Genomic DNA, 24,214 nt, shown 5'->3' with positions numbered 1-24,214 from the left:
AGGATTATACTACACAGAACCTATTAGATGTTTAAGGTCTGAAACTTGATTTTCCCATAGTTGAGTAGCTTCGTCCACCTCATCTTTTTCAGCAAAGTCAACCACCATTAAGGAAACATCTTTAGTTAACTCATCTACCAAAATATGCAACTCAAAAAAGTATTCCGTATCCTTATTATTTTCATCGACCCATTTGAATTTTACTTTCTCACCTGATTTCTTAGAAGCAAGTCTAGCTTTTTCTTCGGAGTCATTCCAAATAAAAGTAAAAAATTCACCACGCGAATTCACATTATCAGCAAACCATTCAGACAAACCAGACGGTGTTGAAATATACTGATATAACAATTGGGGTGACGAATTTATGGGGAACTCGATTTCGTAACGTACTTTTTGATCCATGAGCTACATTTAATTTTTCTGAAATATATAGAATATAAATTCGAAAAAAAAGCGTTTTTAAAAATATTTTTTTTTCTTTGATTTATGCTTGTATGCTCTAATATTATTTTTATATTTGCACCCGCGTTCAGGGATGGTTATTCTTTGAACATTTGGCGAGGTAGCTCAGTCGGTTAGAGCGCAGGATTCATAACCCTGAGGTCACGGGTTCAAATCCCGTCCTCGCTACGAAAACAAACCCTTAAACAGCAATTGTTTAAGGGTTTTTTCATTTAAATAAATTCGTCACTCCATGACGAATTGGAGTGACGAATTTAAAAAAAAGAACGAGTTATCACGTTAATAACGTGAACAATACACCTTTCATACGTCAGGAATATTACTATTCAGCCTTTTTAAGAGTATTATGTTTTTTAAACTCAGACCCTTTTTTGAAAGAAAGGATTTATTATTTGGATAGACTTACTTGAACTTAATATTTTACATAAATAAAACAGTTTTGATAAAATTATTTCATTCAAACTAAACAAGACTATTTCCAAATCTGAATTGTATCAAGAATAATTCAATTTTACAATTAAGATTTTTACAGTTTTTTATATAATTTATCATTCAGAACTGAATCGCAATTATCTAAACGGTTGCTAAAATTTTAGTTATATTCATTTCACATAATTAAATCCATAACAATAAGTGTTTTTTCTCTAAATTGATAAAAAAAAAGTTCTTTTCACCGGATATAAGTATTTTTCACTTATTTTTGAATAATCAATTTTCACCAATACACATGATTACTAATCAATTTTCACTAAAAATAAGTGTTTTTCACGGTCGTAAAGCACCTGAAGAAGGAATACTGGTAGGTTATGGTGCCTTAATAGAGGCTTTAACTCTGGCTGTGCCATTCCCAAATCGTTTATCATTAATTAGTCCTAAAAAACGTCAATACACAACTAATCATTGGCAGGTGCTTACTTCACGTCACGAACCGGAAGACTCACTGTATAAACAATTGATATTTGCTTTAAAATACGAAGGAATAAATTTATTGTTTTTTAAAAAACTATTTGAACAACTATCAGAAGAAACAATAACTTCATTGGTACAAATAGAACCGCAAGGACAATACAGCCGTAAAGTCTGGTTCTTATACGAATGGCTTATGGGGAAGTCACTTCCAATTCCAGATTTAAATAAAGGAAATTTCGTTATCCTAATTGATGAGGATAAACAATTTGCTTTGCCTATAAGTACAAATTCCAGCCGACATCGTATAAAAAACAACTTACCTGGTACTGTTGATTTTTGTCCGCTAATATTTAAAACTCCAAAATTGAATGATTATATAGCTGATGATCTTTCCAATAAAAAAAATAGTTATTTAAACGCAATTCACAAAGACGTACTACAACGAGCATCAGCATTTTTGTTGCTAAAAGATTCCAAAGCATCTTTTACCATAGAAGGAGAAACCCCCTCTAATAATAGAGCAATTAGGTGGGGAAAAGCCATAGGTCAAGCAGGTTCAAAACCATTAGAGAAAGAAGAACTATTGCGATTACAACAAATAGTGATAGAAAATAGTCGTTTCCTAAAAATGGGTTATAGGGACGAAGGGGGCTTTGTGGGGGAACATGACCGAGTTAGTGGAGAACCAATGCCAGAACATATTTCAGCAAAATGGCAAGATATTGAAAAATTGATGGACGGATTAATTGCAACCTATAAAAACATTGAAGAAACTGGCTTTAATGCTGTTTTGGCAGCTGCAAAAATAGCTTTTGGATTTGTTTTTATTCATCCTTTTGTAGATGGCAACGGAAGAATACACCGATATATAATACATCATATTTTAACCAAAATGCAATTTGCACAACAAGGAATAATCTTCCCGGTGTCTGCTTCTATTTTAAATCATATTGACGATTATAGAATAGTATTAGAATCTTATTCACATCCATTATTGGACTTTATAGAATGGAGAACGACAGAATCTAATAATGTAGCCGTTTTGAACGAAACAATTGATTATTACCGTTATTTTGACGCAACTAAACAAGCAGAATTCTTATTTGATTGTGTTAATGATACTATTGTAAATGTAATTCCTAATGAGGTAAACTATCTACAGAAATACGATGCTATGAAAAAATATTTGGATGATATCTTTCAAATGCCAGACAAAACAGTTGCATTACTCATTCGATCTTTAGAACAAAATAATGGGATACTTTCAAAAAGAGCTCTAGAAAAAGAGTTTAATGTCCTATCTGAAATTGAGATAAAAGAAATTGAAGAAAATTATATTTCAATTTTTAATAATTAATTTTCATCACAACTCTAGCTAAAACTTGTTTTAACAAACTTTTTAGCCTTACTATTTCCACAAATAAAGGAGTGACGAAAAAGAGTGACGAAATGATCTTAAGACTAGTCAAAACAAGATTACCAATAAAACTAATATTTAATTACCAACGTTTTATATATTTAAAAAATCACAAATCTGGGATTTATAACCCTGAGGTCACGGGTGCAAATCCCGTTCTGCTACTTACAAACCCTTAAACAACAATTGTTTAAGGGTTTTTTCATTTGAAATAGTTATAACATCACTGTTCAAGAATAAGGAATTAGAGTTAAGATAAACACCCTAATGCCTTGCCCTGCGTTTCAGTATACCTCCCGCTGCTTCTTTTATGATGCTGGTAAATATAAAAGCTTTGGGATCAATGCCATGAACCATGTTTTTTAATCGCCTTAATTCCATTCTGGTGACAACGGTAAATACAATGTCAACGGGATGGCTTTGGCTAAAATTTTCTTTTAAAAATCCTCGTTCTCCTTTGTAAATAGTTATTCCTCGCCCTAGACCCATCACCAATTTTTCCTTTATTATTTCACTATTTCCTGAAATTATAGTAACCCCTGTATACTCTTCAATTCCCTCAACAACAAAATTTATGGTACGAGAGGCTGTGTAATAGGTCAATATAGAATAGAGCGCTACAGGAAGTCCGAGTTTTATGGCAGCGACTAAGAAAATAATAATGTTTATTCCAAGTATAATCTCGCTTATGGTAAAACTGATTCGTTTTACCGTGTATAAAGCCAAAACTTCGATTCCATCCAAAGCACATCCCCCTCTCATTGCCAAACCCACGCCAAGGCCCATAAATATACCTCCAAAAATAGATACAAGCAATTTATCTGAGGTAACTTGAGGATAGGGAAGAAAGTGCAAACAAAGTGCCAAGCCAATAACTGCCGCAAATGTTCGAATAGCAAACTTTTTGTTGATCTGAAAAGCCCCCAAAATGATAAGCGGAATATTAGCAAGTACAATAATATACCCAATATTCCAATGGTATAATTCGTGAAGTAACAATGATATACCAGTTATTCCTCCATCGAAGAACTGATTTGGTACCAAAAAACCTTTTAGTGCAAAACCACAAAAAAGAATACCGGTAACCGTATATAGCATATCAGAGATATCATTGTGGGAAACTATTTTTTTCATCAATACTAGTTTTTTGAATTAAAATATTCAGATTTTTATCTTTTATAGTTTGTCTTAAACTAATGGATGTTGATGTAAAAAAATGATGCTGCTGAAGGAAATTAACCTGAATCGTATTCCATTCGTTCCGAGTAAATATTTTCCCTAATTCTAAAAATTCAAGATAAAGCTTTTCTCCTATTGTAAAAAAATCATCTCTGCCCAGATAATCCAAATCGGCATCACAAATTATTTCTTCCAAATGTGTCTTAGGCTTATGTGGAATTTTTGTTGCCATAATAAGAGTACAGATTCTCTCAATGTCATCAACACTGTAACTAAATTGTGGTAAATATTCTCTCACCATTTGACATGAAATCAGCTCATGATCTTCGTTTTGTTTTAGATATCCGGCATCATGGTAAATAGCAGCGATAAGGAGTAATTTTATATCCGAGTGAGAAACACCTTCCTCTTTTGCAATAAATTGGGCACGGTCATATACATCCATAGTATGTTCAATGGTATGATAGTGAATATGCGGTGGCAAATCTTTTTTTAATTTGGCCATTATAAGTTGACATTCAGGTAGATGCTGCATGATTTTTATATCTATAGCTAATATATTACAAAAGATTTAAATAATTGTGATATGCAATTATTTTATAATGAGCAGGCCATACTTTTATTTATTTCTGAATCCTTTTGACCTATTTATTTCGTTTTCCTTCGTTTGCTCTTGCGATTGCTTTTGCCTTTTGCTCTCCTTAATACTTTTAATTAATTCAGGAGTAACAATTTTTTGATTCACATTTAAAGCTTCATTATTTATATGAAATTTTCTATTAATGATTAATGAAGTTGAATCATTCTTAGGTAATGAGGTATAATATTTGTTCAATTTTTCAATGTTTTCTCTTTGAACTGAAAAATAGGCAGTACCAATTTCTATTCTAAAAATGACTTGTTGTTCCTTCATACCAATTAAATTGATTATTTCATTATGTGTATTCACAATGAAATATTCTATATCGGGATTCCTATAGTCAGTAAAAATCTGGTATTTATCCATTTCTATTTTATCAATAGTCGCTCCAACCAATGGATGCAGAATAACTGTTATTTCCTGTGCTTTTAACTGAAATTGTATGGCAAAGAATAATAAAATCGCAACTAGTAAACCTCTTCTCATCTTTAGTTGAATTTCGTAAACGGTTTATAATATTTTTTTGCATGATGATTATCAAGCACTATGTTTCAAATGTAACACTTTAATTGTAAGAATCTTACAAATAAATGTAAATAAAAATCTATGTCAATACTTTTCTAAAATTGAATTTTTTTTATGAATTTTGGCATCTAAATTTAATTTTTAAATGAATTCAAAAACTATATTTATTCCGAAGTACTAAAGGTTCATAATTCAGATGTTGTTCTTACTGCAACAAAAAAAAACTTTGAGAATTTAACTCAAAGCCTTCTTTTAATATTAATCCAATTTTCGAGTCTATATAAAAACTAGGCAATAGAAATTTCTTTGGCCAAGTATATTTCCTGTACCGCATTTATCAGTTCCACCCCTTCACTAAAAGGTCGTTGGAACGCTTTTCGTCCCATAATCATACCTGCTCCACCAGCACGTTTGTTTATTACCGCTGTTTTTATGGCTTCCGCCAAATCGCTTTCTCCTTTTGACTCTCCTCCTGAGTTAATTAGGCTAATACGCCCAGAATAACAGTTCAGTACTTGATATCGGCATAAATCTATAGGATGATCGCTAGCTAATTGAGTATACATCGCAGGATTTGTTTTGGCAAATTTTACTGCCGTAAATCCACCATTATTTGTTGGCATTTTTTGTTTGATAATATCTGCTTGAATGGAAACGCCTAAATAATTGGCTTGTCCGGTAATATCAGCAGCCGTACTGTAATCGATTCCATCTTTGGTAAAGCCGTCATTTCTGGTGTAGCACCAAAGAATTGTCACCATTCCTAAATTATGTGCCTCTTCAAAAGCTTTTGCAATTTCGATGATTTGTCTGTCGGATTCGGCAGAGCCAAAATAAACGGTCGCCCCCACAGCAATTGCCCCCATATTCCAAGCATCTTTAACGCTACCAAACATAATTTGATCATATTTATTGGGGTAAGTCATTAATTCGTTGTGATTTAATTTGACCACAAATGGAATTTTGTGCGCATATTTTCTAGACAACATTGCTAGTCCTCCCATGGTAGAAGCCACGGCATTGCAGCCCGCTTCAATGGCTAATTTTACAATGTTTTCCGGATCAAAATAAATGGGGTTTGGAGAAAAAGAACTTCCGGCAGTATGTTCCACACCTTGATCTACGGGCAAAATTGAAAGATAACCTGTATTTGAAAGCCTTCCGTGTTGATACAGTTGCGCTAAACTTCGGATTGTTTGCCCATTGCGATTACTCTGCAAAAAATTAGCATCTACGTGTGCCGGATTAGGCAAATGAATCTGGTCTTTTAAAACTGTTTTACACACATGATTCAATAAGAACTCTTTGTCCTTACCTAATAAATTTAACAATTGGGTGATGTCTTTCATTTCAACTTTTATCTGAAGGTTTCTATATCTATTTTTTAAAAAAGTAAACGTGCTATTTAATCAATTTTATAAAATGGATAATCAGTATATCCTTTTTCATCGGCTGTGTAAAATAAATCCATGTTGAGATCCTGCGATAAAGGCCAATTGTTTTTAAATCTTTCAACAAGATCTGGATTATTAATAAATGGTCGCCCAAAAGCTACCAGGTCTGCAAGCCCACTTTCAATAACCGTTTCCGCACTTTCTTTATCGTAGCCGCCACAATGGATAATTGTGTTTTTAAAATTGTTTCGAATCAATTTTTTTATTTCCAAAGGAACAGCTGGAGCACCCATAGCGGAGTGATCTACAAGATGAATATAGGCAATATCTAATTTGTTTAACTCTTTAGACAAATAATCATAAGTAGCATCAATTTCAGGATAATGCGGCATATCACTAGCCGCTCCATAGGGAGATAAACGAATGCCTGTTTTTTCTTTTCCAATGGCATTTGCAACGGCAGCAACCACTTCAAGTACAAAACGACACCTGTTTTCGATACTTCCACCGTAATTGTCTTGACGAATATTACTGATAGGCGACAGGAATTCTTCTAAAAGATAGCCATTCGCTCCATGTAATTCTACGCCGTCAAAGCCAGCAAATAGCCCATTTTCGGCAGCGGCAACATATTCAGTTCTGGCATGGAGAATCTCTTGAACTGTCATTTCCTTTGGAGTGACAAAGTCCTGTAATCCTTTTAAATCGGTCCACATTTGTCCAGCTGCTTTTACTGCAGAGGGAGCAAGTATCTGGGTATCTTTATGCATATTAAGCGGATGACTGATTCGTCCAGAATGCATGAGTTGAACAATTATTTTTCCGCCGTTTTTATGGACACTCTTTGTCGTTTTTTTCCAACCTTCCACCTGTTTCTCACTAAAAACACCCGGAATCCTTGCATATCCAAGACCGTTGGGTGATGGAGATGTTCCTTCCGTTATTATCAATCCTGCATTTGAACGTTGTGTATAATATTCTGCCATCAGTTCGTTAGGAATATTGTCAATTGCTCTGCATCGCGTCATAGGTGCCATTACAATTCTGTTTTTCAAACTGACGGAACCCAATGTTTTTGGCGAAAATAATTCGTATGTTTTCATGTTTTTTATCTTAAATATTTAGTATAAAGATATTTAAAAATATTTTTAAAAATGCAATATCGTTTTGTTTATTAGTAGAATTCGTTGATTGAATTATCAATTTGAAATCAATAATCAAAAAAGGAAATTTTAAAAACAATTTCTAAATCTTACCTTCTTATCTATTTTTTATAGCAAATTTCGTTTTGAACATCCCAAATTATATTTTTTTATTATTTGCTTACGTTACTAAAAATTGACCTTGTTTACCACAAAGTATATGTAATTAAATTAAAAAACACCCACGTTAAAGTATTCACAAAATAATTATCATTATATATTATTAAACTTACATAATTTTATTTTTTATGCATTTCATCGATTTTTTACGTTTTTAATCTATTAAAAAAAACAAAACATTTAAATTTAAACCTGTTAAAAGAATATTTTATTTTTTGATATTAAAGAAAACACAACATTAAACAGAAGAAAATCATGAAGAAAATTACTTTAAGAAATCGAAAATTAATTATATTATTCACATTAATTTTGATGTTGCTTGTACCCAATGTTGTAATTAATGCACAAACCCTAACATCTCCTCAAGTTAATTTTTCCCAAAGAACTTCTGCTGCCACACCTGCCAAAACTATTTATAATGTCAAGGGTGATTTTACCATGGTAGGCAACACCAACTTAACTCTTGTTACTTACGGAACGAATACTGATAACGAAGGCAAGTCAATGAAATATGTTGATATTGATGGTAATTCTTCTACTTTAAATTCTTCTATGGCTACTCTTGAAATATCTAATTCAGGAGAAAATAGCGCTAACCAATCTTGTTCAACCATCCTTTATGCAGGATTATATTGGACTGGAAAATCAGATGATGCAAATGAGACGTTTTCAGTGACAAAAAACTCCGTCACGAAAAATTATGACAAAAAAGTAATTTCTATAAAGGGACCAGGCGCTGCCGCTTATACAACTATAACGGCAAAGCCTAATGGAGTTAATTCGGATATCCGATTTCCTGGAGCTTCTCAAAGCGGAATTTTTATCGGTTACCAAGAAATAACTGACTATGTAAAAACATATGGTCCTGGAGCTTATACTGTTGCCGACATCGCGTTAACAGAAGGAACGAATGCTAATCCAGGATTATCAGGAGGTTGGGTAATGGTTGTTATTTATGAAAATCCGTTAATGAAGAGCCGAGCTGTAACTGTTTTTGACGGATACGCCTTTGTAAACGGACAACTTTCAGGTGGGGGTGAATATGGAAACATTCCTGTTTCGGGATTTACCACAGTAGGGTCCGGACCGGTAAATATGAAATTGGGTGTTATGGCTGCTGAAGGAGATATTGCATTAACCGGTGATTATCTAGCCGTACAAAAACTTACCGCTGATCCCAACAAAACATATAATAATACTAATTACTTAACGTTAAATCACTCAGGAAATTCAACTAACAACTTCTTCAATTCGTCTATATTCCCAGTACCGGTTGTAGGAAAAAGCAATCCAATTTTACAAAACAATACAGGAGTTGACTTTAGTATGTTTACAATCCCAAACTCTCTAAATTCAGTGATTGCTAATAACCAAACCGCCACTACTTTTAGATTCGGATCCTCTTCTGACGTATTTACCATATTTGGATTTGCAATGTCAGTAGATGCCTATATCCCCGAGCCAAAAGGGCTAATAAGTGTAAATTCGATTAACAATGTTACAAACCCTCCTATTTTAAATGCATTACCTGGCCAAACCATTAACTATTCTCTCAATATTACAAATGAAGGAACCGAAGCCACGAATAATACCATAATCACAATTCCCATTCCAACAACCGCAATTTTCAATACAGGAGGAACTATTACTTACCACACCTTTCACGGTTTTAGCCCAGGTACAGCTCCCTATTATGATTCAGCAACAAACAAAATTATTTGGAATTTAGGTACATTACCTATCACATCTGGTCATCCAGAATATGTCTATGCCGATTTAAGCTTTACCCTCAATGTTACAAATGACTGCAGTGTTTTAATAAATGCTGGTTGCAATCCGTTGGTTTCTTTAGAAAAAGGAACAATAATTGGGACAGGTGCAATATCCGGTTCTTCATTTACAAAATATTTTTTCCAAGGATATGATAACTCCTCTTGCCATTTACCAATTGACGGATCAATAAAAGTAGCGATAAATACAAGCTCTTGCACGTCAACACTTGCAGGTGCGGATTTAACTCCTTCTTGTGGATTGGAATCAGTAAAATTAGCTGCTACAAGTGGAACAAGCGGAAGCTGGTCAATTGTTAGCGGCCCTTCTGGTGGTGGAGAAATTTTCTCCAACTCAACAAGCCCCGCATCGGAATTTTACAGTCCAAATACTGGAGTTTATACGCTCCGATGGACAATCTCAAGTAGTGGAGGATGCCCTGAGGTTACTGACGATGTGCAGATTAGCATTGGTCTTTGCAATAAATTGGATTTTGATGGAATAGATGATAACGTTAATTTCAGTAACAATTTTAATTTAAACAGTGGAGCATTTAGTATCGAAACATGGATTAAACCAGGAGCTACAAATGGAAATATTCAAACTATTTTTTCTAAGAGAAATTCGATCACTTTAATGGACGGTTATGATTTAAGGTTGGTTAATAACACGATTTCATTTAATTGGAACAATGGTAATTCTATACCGTCTACTTTTCCTGTCACTACAGGAAGATGGTATCATGTAGCCGTTACATTTGACGGAACATCTTATAAACTTTATATTGATGGCGTGATTGTTCATGCTGCTGTAACTGGATCTAATCCAACTGCAAATTCAAGTTCAAAATGTATTTTGGGCGCAATGATTCAAGGTACCACTTATCCCTATCTTCCAACTAATTATTTTACTGGCTGGATGCAAGAACTTCGAGTTTGGAATGTGGCTTTGACAGAAGCGCAAACGCATCAGATGATGAATCAAAAAATTGAAAATAATAGCACCAATGTTTTTGGATCAACTGTACCACTAACCGTTTCAGGATTAACTTGGGGAAATCTAGCTGGATATTATCAAATGATTCAACAAAGTGACCTTATCGGGGGATATTTAATAGACAAAACAGCCAACACACGCAACGGTAGATTAATTGGTATTGGTACAGCACAGCCTGAAACAGCTCCGCTACCTTACACTTCTTCAACAAATAATGCATGGGAAAACACTAGTACATGGACATATGGCAATGTATGGAGTATTCCGAATACAAAGGGCGTTGATAACTCCACTTTTGTTGATTGGAATATTGTTAAAACTGATAATAATATTACCACTATTGGCAACAAAACTGTATTAGGATTAATAGTTGGGAGTAACACCCTAGGAGCAAATAATGATAATAAGATAGAAATATCACACTATTTAAAATTAAATGGTAAAATAGATTTAGTCGGAAAATCACAATTAGTACAAACCGACGGCAGTATTCTAGATGTTTTAAGTGCTGGATCAATAGAGAGAGACCAACAAGGACAATCAAACAAATACAACTATAATTATTGGAGTTCTCCAGTGAGTCCGATAAACACAAGTGCCAACAATATTGATTATACGGTTACAAGTGTTATGAAAGACGGAAGTACTACAACCCCACAAACTATAAATTGGATTGGTGGTTATGATGGTTCCGCGAGCTCCCCTATTAGCCTAGCTAGATATTGGATTTATAAATTTGACAATTCCGCCAATGCTTATGCTAACTGGTCACAAATTGGGGAAACAGGTTTGCTTCGAGTAGGGCAAGGATTTACGTTAAAAGGAAGTGGATCGCTATCCGGTACCCAAAACTATACTTTCGTAGGAAAACCAAATAATGGAACAATTGCTTCAAATAGTGTAAGTGCTGATCAGTTGCTTTTAACCGGAAATCCCTATCCTTCGGCCATGGATGCTAATGCATTCATAAATGATAATTTAAGTTCTATGGATGGTACTTTATATTTTTGGGAACAGTATACCACTAACGACACCCATATTCTAAGAGATTATCAAGGTGGTTATGCGGAAAGAAATTTAACAGGTGGAGTTCCTTCAACCTCAGTAGGGGTCGATTTCATAAGTGGCTTAGGGTCTAGTACTCGAGGTATTCCAAATCAATTTATTCCCGTTGGACAAAGCTTTTTTGTATATGGAAATATTGGTTCAGGAGGCCCTATTACTTATAAAAATAGCCAAAGAGGATTTCATAAAGAAGATGAAGTGGGTGTCTCTAATATGATGTTTAAATCTACTGCTACGAAAGACAAAATTTGGAATAACAATAATAATGATATAATACAAAAAGACACTTACAAAAGAATTCGTTTGGGTTATAATTCCAATAATAATTATCACCGCCAAGTATTATTAGGATTCATGGATGAGAAAGCAACTTCAGAAATTGATAATGGCTATGACGGATATAATTTCGATTACTTTCCTAACGACATGTATTTTTTGAATGGTGAGGATCAATTAGTAATTCAAGGAGAAGGCTTCTTTGATAGAAACAGCTCCTATCCTATTGGTGTGAAAGCTGATACTGACGGAAAAGTAAAATTCATGCTTGATGGTTTAGAAAACTTTGACAAAAATGAAAAAATATTTATTTATGATTCGGAAAACAACACCTATAACGACATTCGAAAAAAACAATATGAAGTTTTGATTTTAAGTGGTGAGAATAATGATCGTTTTTCATTATGTTTTAAAGAAAAAATTAAAAAAGAAAAAGACACAAAAGACACAGAGGAAGACAAAGAAACGGATGATGTAAAAATGACACATCTTCAGAAAAAAAATGTTTTAGAGATCAGTAATAAATCATTAATCACAAGTGTTCAAAAAGTAACTTTATATAATATGAATGGGCAGTCAATTGCCACATGGGAAATTGAAAATCAAAATGAGCAAAATATTCAACTACCTATTTTAAATTTAAGTTCAGGTATATACATTGCCAAAGTTCAAACGTCACAAGGAGGTTTTAGCAAGAAAATAATTATCCCATAAGTATTAAAACAAACCTTTTACAAGTAAAAAACTGCCCTTAAGGCAGTTTTTTTGTTATACATATTTAGCGTAAATAAAATGTCCGAAAAAAGAAACTAATTATTCTTAAAAAAAGTATTTCATCGATAGAAAAAATACTTTAATCGAAAATAGATTTTAAAAATCTAAAATTAAATTTTAATCACCTAACTTTAAGGTAGATAAGCCCAAATCTATATTTTACATTAGAAAAATAATTTTAACGAATTAAACCATAAAATTATTAAATCCGCTTCTATTCTTTTTAATGGAAATAATGCACCTACTATAAATATTATTTTATTTATAAAATTGACTTAGTATCAACTTAGTGAATTTTATAGATCATTAATTGTTTGATTCTAAATCGTAGGTGTCATGAAAAAAAAATACTTTCTTATAATTTTATTGTTTCTAAGTAGTCTTTATTGTTTTGGGCAAGATTGCGCTGAAAGAAACGTATCGGATGATCTAATTTGTAGCGGACAAAGTGCTTCAATAATTTTGACTGGTAGTGTAAACTTGCAAGATTATCAATTAAGAATTGGCACTTCTATTATTGCAACTAAAACAGGAAATGGAGCGGATGTTACTTTTATCGTCACTCCATCTTCAACAACCACTTACAATATCATAGCGGTAGGATGTCCTTCCCCTTATATTGATACCTCAACTGTTACGGTTAATCCAATTTTAGTTCCAGCAGTCTCAATCGCAGCCAACACTGGAAGCACTATTTGTGCAGGAACTTCCGTTACCTTTACAGCAACCCCAGTTAATGGCGGTACAACTCCCTCCTATCAATGGTACGTTGGTGCAACTCCAGTTGGAACTAATAGCGCAACTTATATAACTTCTGCCTTAACAAATGGAAATCAGGTAAAAGTGGTTATGACTTCCACTTCGAATTGTCCCTCACCTCCTACCGCCACAAGCAATATATTAACGATGACTGTAAATACTTTGCTTGTTCCATCGGTTACTATCTCAGCTACACAAACAACATTTTGTATTGGAACTGCTGTCACATTTAATGTTGACAATTTAAATAATGGAGGGCTAAACCCCACCTATCAATGGCGTATAAATGGAATCCCAGTTGGAGCAAACAGCGCCTCATTTACTTCAAACGCACTTTCGAATAATGATAACATTACTTTGGACGTTACTTCTTCTGCCACATGCCCCTCACCTTCGATGGTAACTAGTAACGCTATTCAAGTAACAGTCAATCCAAATGCTGCAATCAGTTTAACGTCTGGAGTCGGCAGCAACAGTCAAACCTTATGCGCTAATTCGCTACTTTCGTCTATTACATTTACAATTAGCGGTGGAGGAACTGGAGCAGTCGTGACTGGTCTGCCCGCAGGTTTAACAGGCAGTTTTAGTGGAGGAGTAGTTATAATTAGCGGCACACCCACAACAAGTGGCTCTTTTACATACACAGTTACAACAACTGGTACCTGCGTCCAAACAACAGCAACTGGTGTAATAACGGTCAATCCTATAGCAACAATTAGTTTGACATCAGGAGCAGGTACTAATAATCAAACCAGATGTATAAACGTTCCGCTAAGTACTATTTCATTTGCGATAAGTGGTGGAGGAACTGGAGCAATTGTAACAGGACTACCTGCAGGAGTAAATGGTACTTTTAGTGGAGGAAACTTTAACATAAGTGGATTACCTACAGCAATTGGATCTTTTGGTTATACTGTGACCACTACAGGCACCTGTACGCAGACAACAGCTACAGGAACAATTACGATAAATCCAGATGCAGCCATCAGCTTGACTTCAGGAGCTAACACAAATAATCAGACCTTATGTGCCAATACTGCACTAACAAATATTAGCTATAATATAAGTGGTGGAGGAACCGGAGCTACTGTATCAGGACTCCCTGCCGGACTATCAGGAAGCTTTAGTGCAAGCACCTTCACAATTGCCGGAACTCCTACAGTTAGTGGAACTTTTCCTTATACAGTGACAACCACAGGATCTTGTGTTCAAGCAACATCAAGCGGAACACTTACAGTCAGTCCAGATGCAGCAATCGCTTTAACTTCCGCCGCAGGCACGAATAATCAAACGAGATGCATTAATACAGCAATAACTACCATCACATTTGCCGTAAGTGGTGGAGGAACTGGGGCTGGAGTAACGGGCTTACCGGCAGGTATAATAGGTGTATTTAATAGCGGTACATTTACAATAAGCGGTACACCCACAGCAAGCGGATCTTTTCCTTATACAATAACAACTACTGGGACTTGCGCCCAAAAAACAGCCACGGGAACCATTATTGTTACTCCTAATGCAGCAATCAATTTAACATCTGGAGCAGGTTCAAATGACCAAACAAAATGTATTAACGTCGCGATTACCAATATCACATTTGCAGTTAGCGGTGGAGCAACTGGTGCAACCGTTACTGGCTTACCTGCAGGACTGACAACTAATTATAGTGGGGGGATATTTACAATAAATGGTACACCCACAGCGAGTGGCTCTTTTCCCTATACGGTAACGACCGCAGGTGCTTGTGTTCAAGCAACAGCAACTGGAACAATTACAGTAAGTCCAAATGCAGCAATCGCTCTTTCCTCAGCAGGAGGCTCAAACAATCAAACCCGGTGTATTAATACCACAATCAGTACGATTACTTATGCTATCACTGGTGGGGGAACTGGAGCAACCGTAACAGGCTTACCAACCGGAGTAAATGGCAATTATAGTGGCGGAACATACACAATAAACGGAACACCTACAGTTAGTGGCTCCTTTCCTTACACGGTGACAACTACAGGAACTTGCAATCAGACCACAGCGACTGGAACGATCAATGTTAACACCGTTATAGTACCCTCTGTGACTATTACATCTACATCCACATCAATTTGTTCAACCGCTGCAGCAAGCGTTACATTTACGGCAACGCCAGTAAATGGTGGGCCAACTCCCGTATATCAGTGGAAAAATAATGGATCCGTTATAACAGGGGCTACAAGTTCAACTTATACCACTAGCTCTCTGGCTGCAGGCTCAGTGATAACTGTGTTTATGACTTCAAGTGCTACTTGCGGATCAACAGCGACAAGTAATAGTATTACTATGACAGTATATACTGCGGCTCCAACTGTGGGAAATGGAAATAATAAGGACAATAAACCTTCTGGCCCCATTGCAATCTGTCCTCCAGCCACTGGATTAGTATATAACATACCAGTTAATATGTCAGGTGGAGAAACATATGTATGGAATTTACCAACAGGGTTTTCAATAACGTCGGGCGCAGGAACTTCTCAAATAACGGTCAGTGTGGCTACAAATGCTACATTAGGAAATAATAATATTACTGTAACAGCTTATAATCCCTGTGGAAATAGTGGACCTTCAAGTAATCTAGTTGTTAATGTCAATAGCTTCAATGGAGTGACTGTGCCGTCAGCTACACAATCTGTCTGTTCAGATGGTTCAATTTCGGTTGTTGGAACCTTAACGGGAAATGCAACCTCCGGAACTTGGACTGCTCAAAATGGGACTTTTTCAAATATTGTTACTTCTACAACCAATCCGATTTTAGTAAGTGCAACTTACACTCCTGCTATAACAATTGGTAGTGACATTTTAACGATTACTACTAATACGCCTACCGGTGGTGGATGCCCCAATGTAGCTGGAACGGCTACAATTAATCTAACCGTAAACCAAAAGGTCACCATAACTTCTCAACCAGTAACAGCCCAAACCTTATGTTCGGGAAGTACAGCTACTTTTAGTGTTAGCGCAACTGGCTCCGGCTTAACCTATCAATGGAAAAAAGGAGGAACAAATTTAGGAAACATAGGCAACGTATCTGGAGCAACCTCATCAACATTAACTTTAACAAATATAACAGCAGCAGATTCGGCAGATTATACAGTAATAGTTAGTGGCGCTGCTCCCTGCTCGGCAGTTACTTCAAATATTTCGACCCTTTTGGTAAACCAAATAATTGCCATTGGGACTCAACCTGCAACAACTCAATCCGTTTGTTCGGGAACATCAGCAAGTTTGAATGTAGTAGCAACAGGAGCTGGTTTAACGTATCAATGGAGAAAAGGAACTACTAATTTATCAAATGGAGGGACCATTACAGGAGCTACTTCGGCAACTTTAACTATCAATCCAACAGTTACTGCAGACGCAGCTTCTGATTATAATGTAGTCATTACAGGAACGGCTCCATGTAACCCTTTGACTTCAAATAATGCAGCACTGGTCGTTAACCAAGTTGTCGCGATAACTGCCCAACCAGCAATAACGCAAACTTTATGTTCAGGAAGTACGGCCACCTTTAGCATAACTGCAACAGGTACTGGTTTAACTTACCAATGGAAAAAAGGGGCAACTAATCTAGTAGATAATGGTACAGTTTCTGGTGCAACTTCATCAACTTTAACTTTGACAAATATTGCCACTTCTGATGCGGCAAACTATACTGTAGTTGTCAGCGGAGCAGCTCCTTGTTCAGCAATTACTTCAGATGTATCGGCCATCTCAGTAAACCAAATAGTAGCCATTGGGACTCAACCAGCCGCAACACAAACCGTTTGTTCAGGGACATCAGCAAGTTTTAATGTAGTAGCGACAGGAACAGGTATATCGTATCAATGGAGAAAAGGAACTACTCCCCTATCAAATGGAGGTTCCATTACAGGTGCTAATTCGGCTACTTTAACGATAAATCCAACGGTTAGCGGTGATGCCGCTTCTGATTATAATGTAGTCATTACCGGAACAGCTCCTTGTAATCCTTTGACCTCAAATAATGCAGCATTGGTGATAAACCAAGCAGTCGCAATAACAAACGAACCTTCATCAACACAAACTTTATGTTCAGGTAGTACAGCCACTTTTAGCGTGATCGCAACCGGAACAGGTTTAAATTACCAATGGAAAAAAGGCACATCTAATCTAGTAGATGGAGGCACAATAACTGGTGCAACCTCATCGACATTAACGATTACAAATGTTACCATCGCTGATGCTGCAAACTATACTGTGGTGGTAAGTGGTGCGGCACCTTGCTCGGCAGTTACTTCAAATATTTCGGCCCTTTTGGTAAATCAAATTGTGGCCATTGGTACTCAACCTACAACAACACAAATCGTTTGTTCAGGAACAGCAGCAAGTCTTAATGTACTTGCCACAGGAACAGGTTTAACGTATCAATGGAGAAAAGGAACTACTAATTTAACTGATGGAGGTACTATTTCAGGTGCTACAACAGCTACATTAACTATAAATCCAATAGTTAGCGGTGATGCGGCTTCTGATTACAACGTGATAATTACGGGAACTGCACCATGCACACCATTGACTTCAAATAATGCAACAGTGGTCGTTAACCAAGCGGTCTCAATTATAACCCAACCTGCAGCAACCCAAAATTTATGTTCAGGTGGTACAGCCGCTTTAAGCGTAAATGCAACAGGTGCAGGCTTAGCATACCAATGGAGAAAAGGCAGCACTAATTTGGTAAACGGAGCCAACATAGCTGGTGCAACCTCACCTACTTTAACCCTATCTAATTTACAAACTACTGATGCTGCCAATAATTATAATGTAGTAATTACGGGAACGAGTCCTTGTACTCCGGTAACATCAAACAATTCGATTCTGATTATAAACCGACAAGTAACTATCAATACTCAGCCATCTAATGTAGGTGTTTGTGTTTCCAACCCTGCAACCTTTGGCATAGTAGCTAGCGGAGACGGATTAACTTTTCAATGGTATAAAGGAACTGTAGGTAGCGGAGTAGCCGTTGCAAATTCGGCTAATATAACTGGCGCTACAACTAATATTTTAAATTTTGCACAAGCTGCTTTAACTGATGACGGGCCTTATTATGCAATTGTTAGCGGGATCGCACCTTGCGCAGCTATTACTTCTAACCAAGTGACGTTGAATGTTGATCAATCCATTATCATAACCTCTCAGCCTATTTCAAAAACGGTTTGTGAAGACACTCCTAATGTCAGTTTCTCAGTAACTGCAAATGCTGGCGGTGACCCTTTAACTTATCAATGGAGAAAAAATGGAGGAATCATAGCAGGTGCAACAGCACCTACTTTTACGGTTTCAACTGCAACAGTGGCCACAGCTGGCAATTATGATGTGGTGATTTATGGGCCTTCAGGTTATACTTGCACGTCGATACAATCTGCAGCAGTAACATTAACAATCAATCCAAAACCAATAGGATCTGCCACGACACAAACTATATGTAGTGGTTCTGCAACAAATGTGGCGTTAAACTCAACTGTTATAGGCACAACATTTACTTGGACAGCAGCTATTCAAACTCCTCCAACGGGTGGTACGATTACTGGATTTAGCGATAGTTCGGGAAATATTATTGCCCAATCTTTAACCAATACAGGAACAGCTACAGGAACTATCCGCTATACGATTACTCCTACTGCAAACTCCTGTGTAGGAACAGCTTTTACAGTTGACGTAACAGTAGATCCCGCGCCGGTAGGTTCTACCACTGCTCAAACCATTTGCAGTGGTTCAACAACAAGTGTAGCGCTAACCTCGACTGTTACTGGCACAACGTATGCTTGGATAGCAGCCATTCAAACTGCTCCAACGGGCGGCTCGATATCTGGAGTTAGCAATGGTACTCAAAATACAATTGCGCAAACTTTAAGCAATACTGGCACAACGGCAGGAATTATTAGATATACTGTTATTCCTACTGCAAACTCTTGTTCAGGCGCAGCCTTCATCGTTGATGTTACCGTTAATCCCAATTCAACCATTGTGTTATCATCGGCTTCAGGTTCAGGCAATCCAACAAATTGTGTCAATACTGTACTCAATATTAGTTACGCTATTGGAGGTGGTGGAACTAATGCTTCCATTACGGCTGGTGCACTACCAGCTGGTGTTACCGGTTCATACAATTCCGGAACTAGAGTTTTTACAATCAGTGGTACTCCTTCTGCAGTTGGAACTTTTAGTTATACGATAACAACACAAGGACTTTGTAGTAACGCTTCTGCAAGTGGAACCATCACAGTTAATGCAGATGCAACGATCAGCCTGAACTTAGGTACTGGATCAGATAATCAAACAAAATGTATAAATTCTCCAATTATTCCAATCAAATATACCATAAGTAATGGAGGCTCCACTCCTACCATTGCATGGAATCCAGGACCGGCTAATTTTAGTGGGTCATACGATGCTGCTGCTAGCGTTTACACAATTAGTGGTTTTTCCGCGGTAGCTGGAACATTTAATTATACCATATCAACGGCCGGTAGTTGTGTTAATAGTTCATTGACTGGAAGCATAACTGTTAATCCTAATCCTATGGGCTCTGCAACTGCTCAAACAATTTGTAGTGGTTCAACAACCGATGTAATATTAAACCCAAGTACGGGAGGCACAACATTTACTTGGACCGCTGCAAGTCAAACTACCCCAACTGGTGGATCAATAAGCGGGTTTGGTAGCGGTTCAGGAGCTTCAATTGCACAGACTTTAACAAATAGCGGAACAACTGCAGGAAGTATTCGCTATACAGTTACTCCTACGGCGAACTCCTGCCCAGGATCACCCTTTATAGTTGATGTTACCGTCAACCCAAAACCAACAGGCTCTGCGATAGCTCAAACGATTTGTAGTGGTTCAGCAACTAATGTACCACTAAACTCAAATGTTAGCGGTACAACATATACCTGGACCTCAGCTATTATTTCTACGCCAAATGGTGGAACGATTACCGGATTTAGTAATAGTTCGGGAAATACAATTGCCCAATCTTTAACTAATACAGGGACAACAGCAGGAATTATTCGTTATACTGTTACTCCTACTGCAAACACTTGTACAGCAGCAGCTTTTACGGTTGACGTAACAGTGAATGCGTTGACTATAGGTGGTACAACCACTATCGCTTCAACCTCAAACTCTAGTAATGTGGGCAATGGAACCACAAGACTAACTGATTGTCATTTTTCTAATGGAGTCATTACCTTGAATGGAAAGGTAGGTACTGTCGTGCGATGGGAAACCTCTACCAATGCAGGAGGCACTTGGACTCCACAAGGTAATGCAGGAAGTTTAACCTATACTTATACTGGAATAACTGCGACCACCATCTTTAGGGCAGTAATTCAAAATAGCTCTTGTACAATTGTAAACTCTGGAATCTCTACTTTATTTATTATTCCAAATATTAAACCATCACCAGTAAGTGCAATTCCTTCTACAATATGTGAAGGAGAATCCACACTATTAACCTCTAGCAGCGGCTTTTCAAGCAGTCAAAATCTAGCTTCTGGAGGTTTATTCAATCAAGCTAACCCACCAGGTTGGCTAGTAGATGATAAAATTTTTCCTGCCAGCGGTGATAATGGTGTCAACAATGAATTTAGTGAAACAAATGGTAATGCGGGGGATGAATATGATTCTGGCGATGGGAAATTTGCTATTACAAGGGGTAATAGGACTTCAGTAATGCAGACACCAGCATTTGATCTTATTGGATTAACATCAGCAAATTTAACATTCGATCAGGCTTATAAATTAGATGATGTGAATGACTATGCTCAGGTAAAAATTTCTTTAGATGGTGGATTAACATATGCCGTAACCTTGGCCACTTTTAATGGGAACACAAGTATTAAAAATCCGTTTAAGAATTCAAATCCTGCTAACTCCATATCTCTTGATTTGAACGCTTATATGGGCTATTCGAACATTAAGATAGGATTTTTCTTTTTTGGAACAGTAAATGCCGGAGGTACTAAAATACCTAATATCGGCAGCACATGGGCTATCGACAACGTTAAAATCCCACAAGCACCGGATCCGCAGTTAACCTCCCAATGGTTAAACCAAAATACAGGAGCAATTATAAGCGTTAGCAATACAACTAATGTTACCGTTACTCCGCCTGTAACAACTACTTATGCGGTGACCTCCTTTCTTAATGGCTGCACCAGTTATGGCGATGAAGGAACAACTTTAGTAACGGTAATTGTTAATAAACGTCCAACAGCAAATATATTTCCTGACCAAACTATTTGTTATGATGGAACTGCTACATTTAGCGTTGCTTTGACAGGTGTGGCTCCTTGGACCGTAACATACAGTAACGGATCAATCACAACAACCGTAACTGGAATAATGACAAGTCCTTACAACTTTACTGTCGCTAATGTTAAAGCAAATGCTACCTACACAATTACGGCCTTAAATGATAAAAATTGTACACCATTCGCTGGAGGAATAACCGGCGCGGCAAATGTACAAGTTATTACGGGTAGAGCCGGCTGGTGGACAGGACTTGCGAGCACTGACTGGTTTGATTGCAAAAACTGGGAACAGGGATTACCATCATTTACCGTAGACGCTAACATTCTTCCAACTGCAGCCAATGGTAATAGATTGCCTGTCATTGATAAAACTTCTCCGTATGCGGGATTATACGGTGGGATTGCAAGTGCCAGAGACATGATAATAAATAGTAATGGTTCAGTTACTGTGGTTTCCACCAATAATTCTGAATTACAAATTAGTCGTGACTGGAGAAACAGCGGAACTTTCACTCCTGGAACTGGAACTGTTACCTTTAATGGCGCGACTGCTAGTCAAATACAAAACATAAATAGTAGTATAAAAAACAATGAAACGTTTTATAATTTAACCACCAATAACACTGGCGGGGCTAAAGGAATTAGCGTAATTGATGGATTTGAATTAACCGTTAAAAATCTTGTCACACTGACAAGTGGTGATTTGCGTTTAACCGGAGAAGCTCAATTAGTTCAAGAAGCAATAACAGCAAATCCTATCGCCGGTTCAGGAGTACTTTTGCGAGATCAACAAGGTCAAAGAAATAGTTTTAATTACAATTATTGGTCTTCTCCTGTGAGTTCTGGTGCTGATGCAACTCACTATTCTATCGGTGGTATTTTAAGGGATGGTACAGATATAACAAATGTTATCTCTATCTCAAATTTTAATCAAGAAATTATTGCTTTTGGAGATGGTGTGAGTTATGCAGATGGAATCTTATCAAATCCTATAAAAATAAGCAACCGCTGGATATGGTCATACAGTTCCTTAACTCCTGGTGCAAATTCAAATTTAGATAATTATAATCTATGGAAATATTTAGCTAATACCGGAACCTTAAATATCGGAGAAGGATTTACGATGAAAGGAACAGGTGGAACTGCCGCCATCACCGATTTACAAAACTATGTTTTTGCAGGCAAACCTAACTCAGGAACAATCACATTAGGATTAACTGTAGAACAAACTTATTTAGTAGGAAATCCATATCCTTCAGCACTTGATGCCAATGAATTTATAAAAGACAATTTAAAAGATTGTATAGGCTGCAGAAGAACAGATGGCAATGCTTTTAGCGGGGCACTCTATTTTTGGGATCATTTCGGTTTAACAAATAATCATTTACTTGCTGAATATCAAGGAGGTTATGCAACTTACAGCTTAATGGGAGGTGTTAAAGGTATTGCGAACGATCCGCTTACAGTAAATAATGGATCGACTGGTTCAAAAATACCTCAACAATATGTACCGGTCGCACAAGGTTTCTTTATTGACGGCTATATCGATTCAGATATTGCAACGGGAAATGGAATTCCCACTACTGTTCAAGGGGGCCCCATAATCTTTAAAAATAGCCAACGTGCATTTATGAAGGAAAGTACCGGAAACTCACTTTTTATGAAAACAAGTACAGCAACTAAAACAAAAGATTCAGATACAAGAGCAAAAATTAGATTAGGCTTTGATTCTTCAAAAGGTGCACACAGACAACTATTAGTTGGAGCAGATCCAAATACTACCAATCAATTTGATATTGGTTATGATGCGCCAATGTTTGATTTAGATGGAGATGACATGTTTTGGGAAATTAGCAATAGTCAATATGTTATTCAAGGGGTTCCAAATTTTGACGATACTCAAATAATTCCATTAGGACTTATAATTGCTAATGAAGGAAAGGTTATTGTGAAAATTGATGCTCTCGAAAATGTATCTTCCGATATTGAAATTTATTTATATGACAACCTAACTGGAACGTATCACAACATTAGAGAAAATAGTTTTACAATTGCTCTTGCCATTGGTGATTACAGCAACAGGTTCTCTCTGCGATTTACAAATAAATCACTTAAAGTTGACGATAACGCATTGACTGGAGGAATTATGGCTTACTATACAAACAATAATAAAATTTTAAACATCAAGAACAATTTTATAGACGCAACAATAAGCACCGTTTATCTTTTCAATATTTTGGGGCAATCGATTACCAATTGGAATGTGGCAGATCAAAAACAAAATAACATTCAAATTCCAATTAAAAATATGCCTGCAGGAGTTTATATTGTAAAAATCAAAACGACGAAAGGAGTGTTCAACAAAAAAATACTCATAAAGTAAAAAACTAAGTCCATTGATAAAAGCGTACACTTTGACGAAATAT

Annotated in this window: 9 protein-coding genes and 1 tRNA gene; 4 read left to right on the top strand and 6 right to left on the bottom strand. The window is 36.5% G+C overall.

What is annotated here, in order from left to right; all coding sequences use genetic code 11:
• Positions 1–9: 9 nt before the first annotated feature.
• Positions 10–402 carry an START-like domain-containing protein gene (locus tag IWX84_RS07680; protein ID WP_196850157.1) on the bottom strand — a complete coding sequence of 131 codons (393 nt, stop codon included), beginning with the start codon at positions 400–402 and terminating at the stop codon, positions 10–12.
• A gap of 154 nt (positions 403–556) precedes the next feature.
• Between IWX84_RS07680 and IWX84_RS07675 the strand changes: the two genes are divergently transcribed.
• Both IWX84_RS07675 and IWX84_RS07670 read left to right on the top strand, forming a co-directional pair.
• Positions 557–630, top strand: a tRNA-Met gene (locus IWX84_RS07675).
• A gap of 559 nt (positions 631–1,189) precedes the next feature.
• Positions 1,190–2,728: a Fic family protein gene (locus IWX84_RS07670; RefSeq protein ID WP_196850156.1), complete on the top strand. Its 1,539-nt coding sequence runs from the start codon at positions 1,190–1,192 to the stop codon at positions 2,726–2,728.
• Between the two features lie 324 nt (positions 2,729–3,052).
• On the opposite strand, the gene IWX84_RS07665 is transcribed toward IWX84_RS07670, so the two are convergent.
• From IWX84_RS07665 to IWX84_RS07645, 5 genes are all read right to left on the bottom strand, one after another.
• On the bottom strand, positions 3,053–3,922 hold the full coding sequence (locus tag IWX84_RS07665) for a YitT family protein (protein WP_196850155.1): 870 nt from the start codon (positions 3,920–3,922) through the stop codon (positions 3,053–3,055).
• On the bottom strand, positions 3,897–4,502 hold the full coding sequence (locus tag IWX84_RS07660) for an HD domain-containing protein (protein ID WP_196850154.1): 606 nt from the start codon (positions 4,500–4,502) through the stop codon (positions 3,897–3,899). The genes IWX84_RS07665 and IWX84_RS07660 overlap by 26 nt, the downstream gene beginning before the upstream one ends.
• 84 nt (positions 4,503–4,586) lie before the next feature.
• Positions 4,587–5,093 carry a hypothetical protein gene (locus IWX84_RS07655; RefSeq protein WP_196850153.1) on the bottom strand — a complete coding sequence of 169 codons (507 nt, stop codon included), beginning with the start codon at positions 5,091–5,093 and terminating at the stop codon, positions 4,587–4,589.
• Between the two features lie 326 nt (positions 5,094–5,419).
• Positions 5,420–6,481: a class I fructose-bisphosphate aldolase gene (locus tag IWX84_RS07650; protein WP_196850152.1), complete on the bottom strand. Its 1,062-nt coding sequence runs from the start codon at positions 6,479–6,481 to the stop codon at positions 5,420–5,422.
• Positions 6,482–6,537: 56 nt separating this feature from the next.
• A complete protein-coding gene (locus IWX84_RS07645; protein WP_196850151.1) occupies positions 6,538–7,629 on the bottom strand; it encodes an alkene reductase in 1,092 nt (363 codons plus the stop codon).
• Positions 7,630–8,103: 474 nt separating this feature from the next.
• On the opposite strand from IWX84_RS07645, the gene IWX84_RS07640 reads away from it, so the two are divergent.
• Both IWX84_RS07640 and IWX84_RS07635 read left to right on the top strand, forming a co-directional pair.
• Positions 8,104–12,669 (top strand): LamG-like jellyroll fold domain-containing protein, encoded by a 4,566-nt coding sequence (locus tag IWX84_RS07640; protein ID WP_196850150.1) that lies wholly within the window; start codon positions 8,104–8,106, stop codon positions 12,667–12,669.
• 396 nt (positions 12,670–13,065) lie between these two features.
• Positions 13,066–24,171, top strand: a complete 11,106-nt coding sequence (locus IWX84_RS07635) for a PKD-like domain-containing protein (protein WP_196850149.1) — start codon at positions 13,066–13,068, stop codon at positions 24,169–24,171.
• Positions 24,172–24,214: the final 43 nt, after the last annotated feature.

This window comes from Flavobacterium sp. CG_9.10 (genome assembly GCF_015752245.1).
Classification (GTDB): domain Bacteria; phylum Bacteroidota; class Bacteroidia; order Flavobacteriales; family Flavobacteriaceae; genus Flavobacterium.
This window is presented reverse-complemented; position numbering and strand designations above follow the sequence as displayed.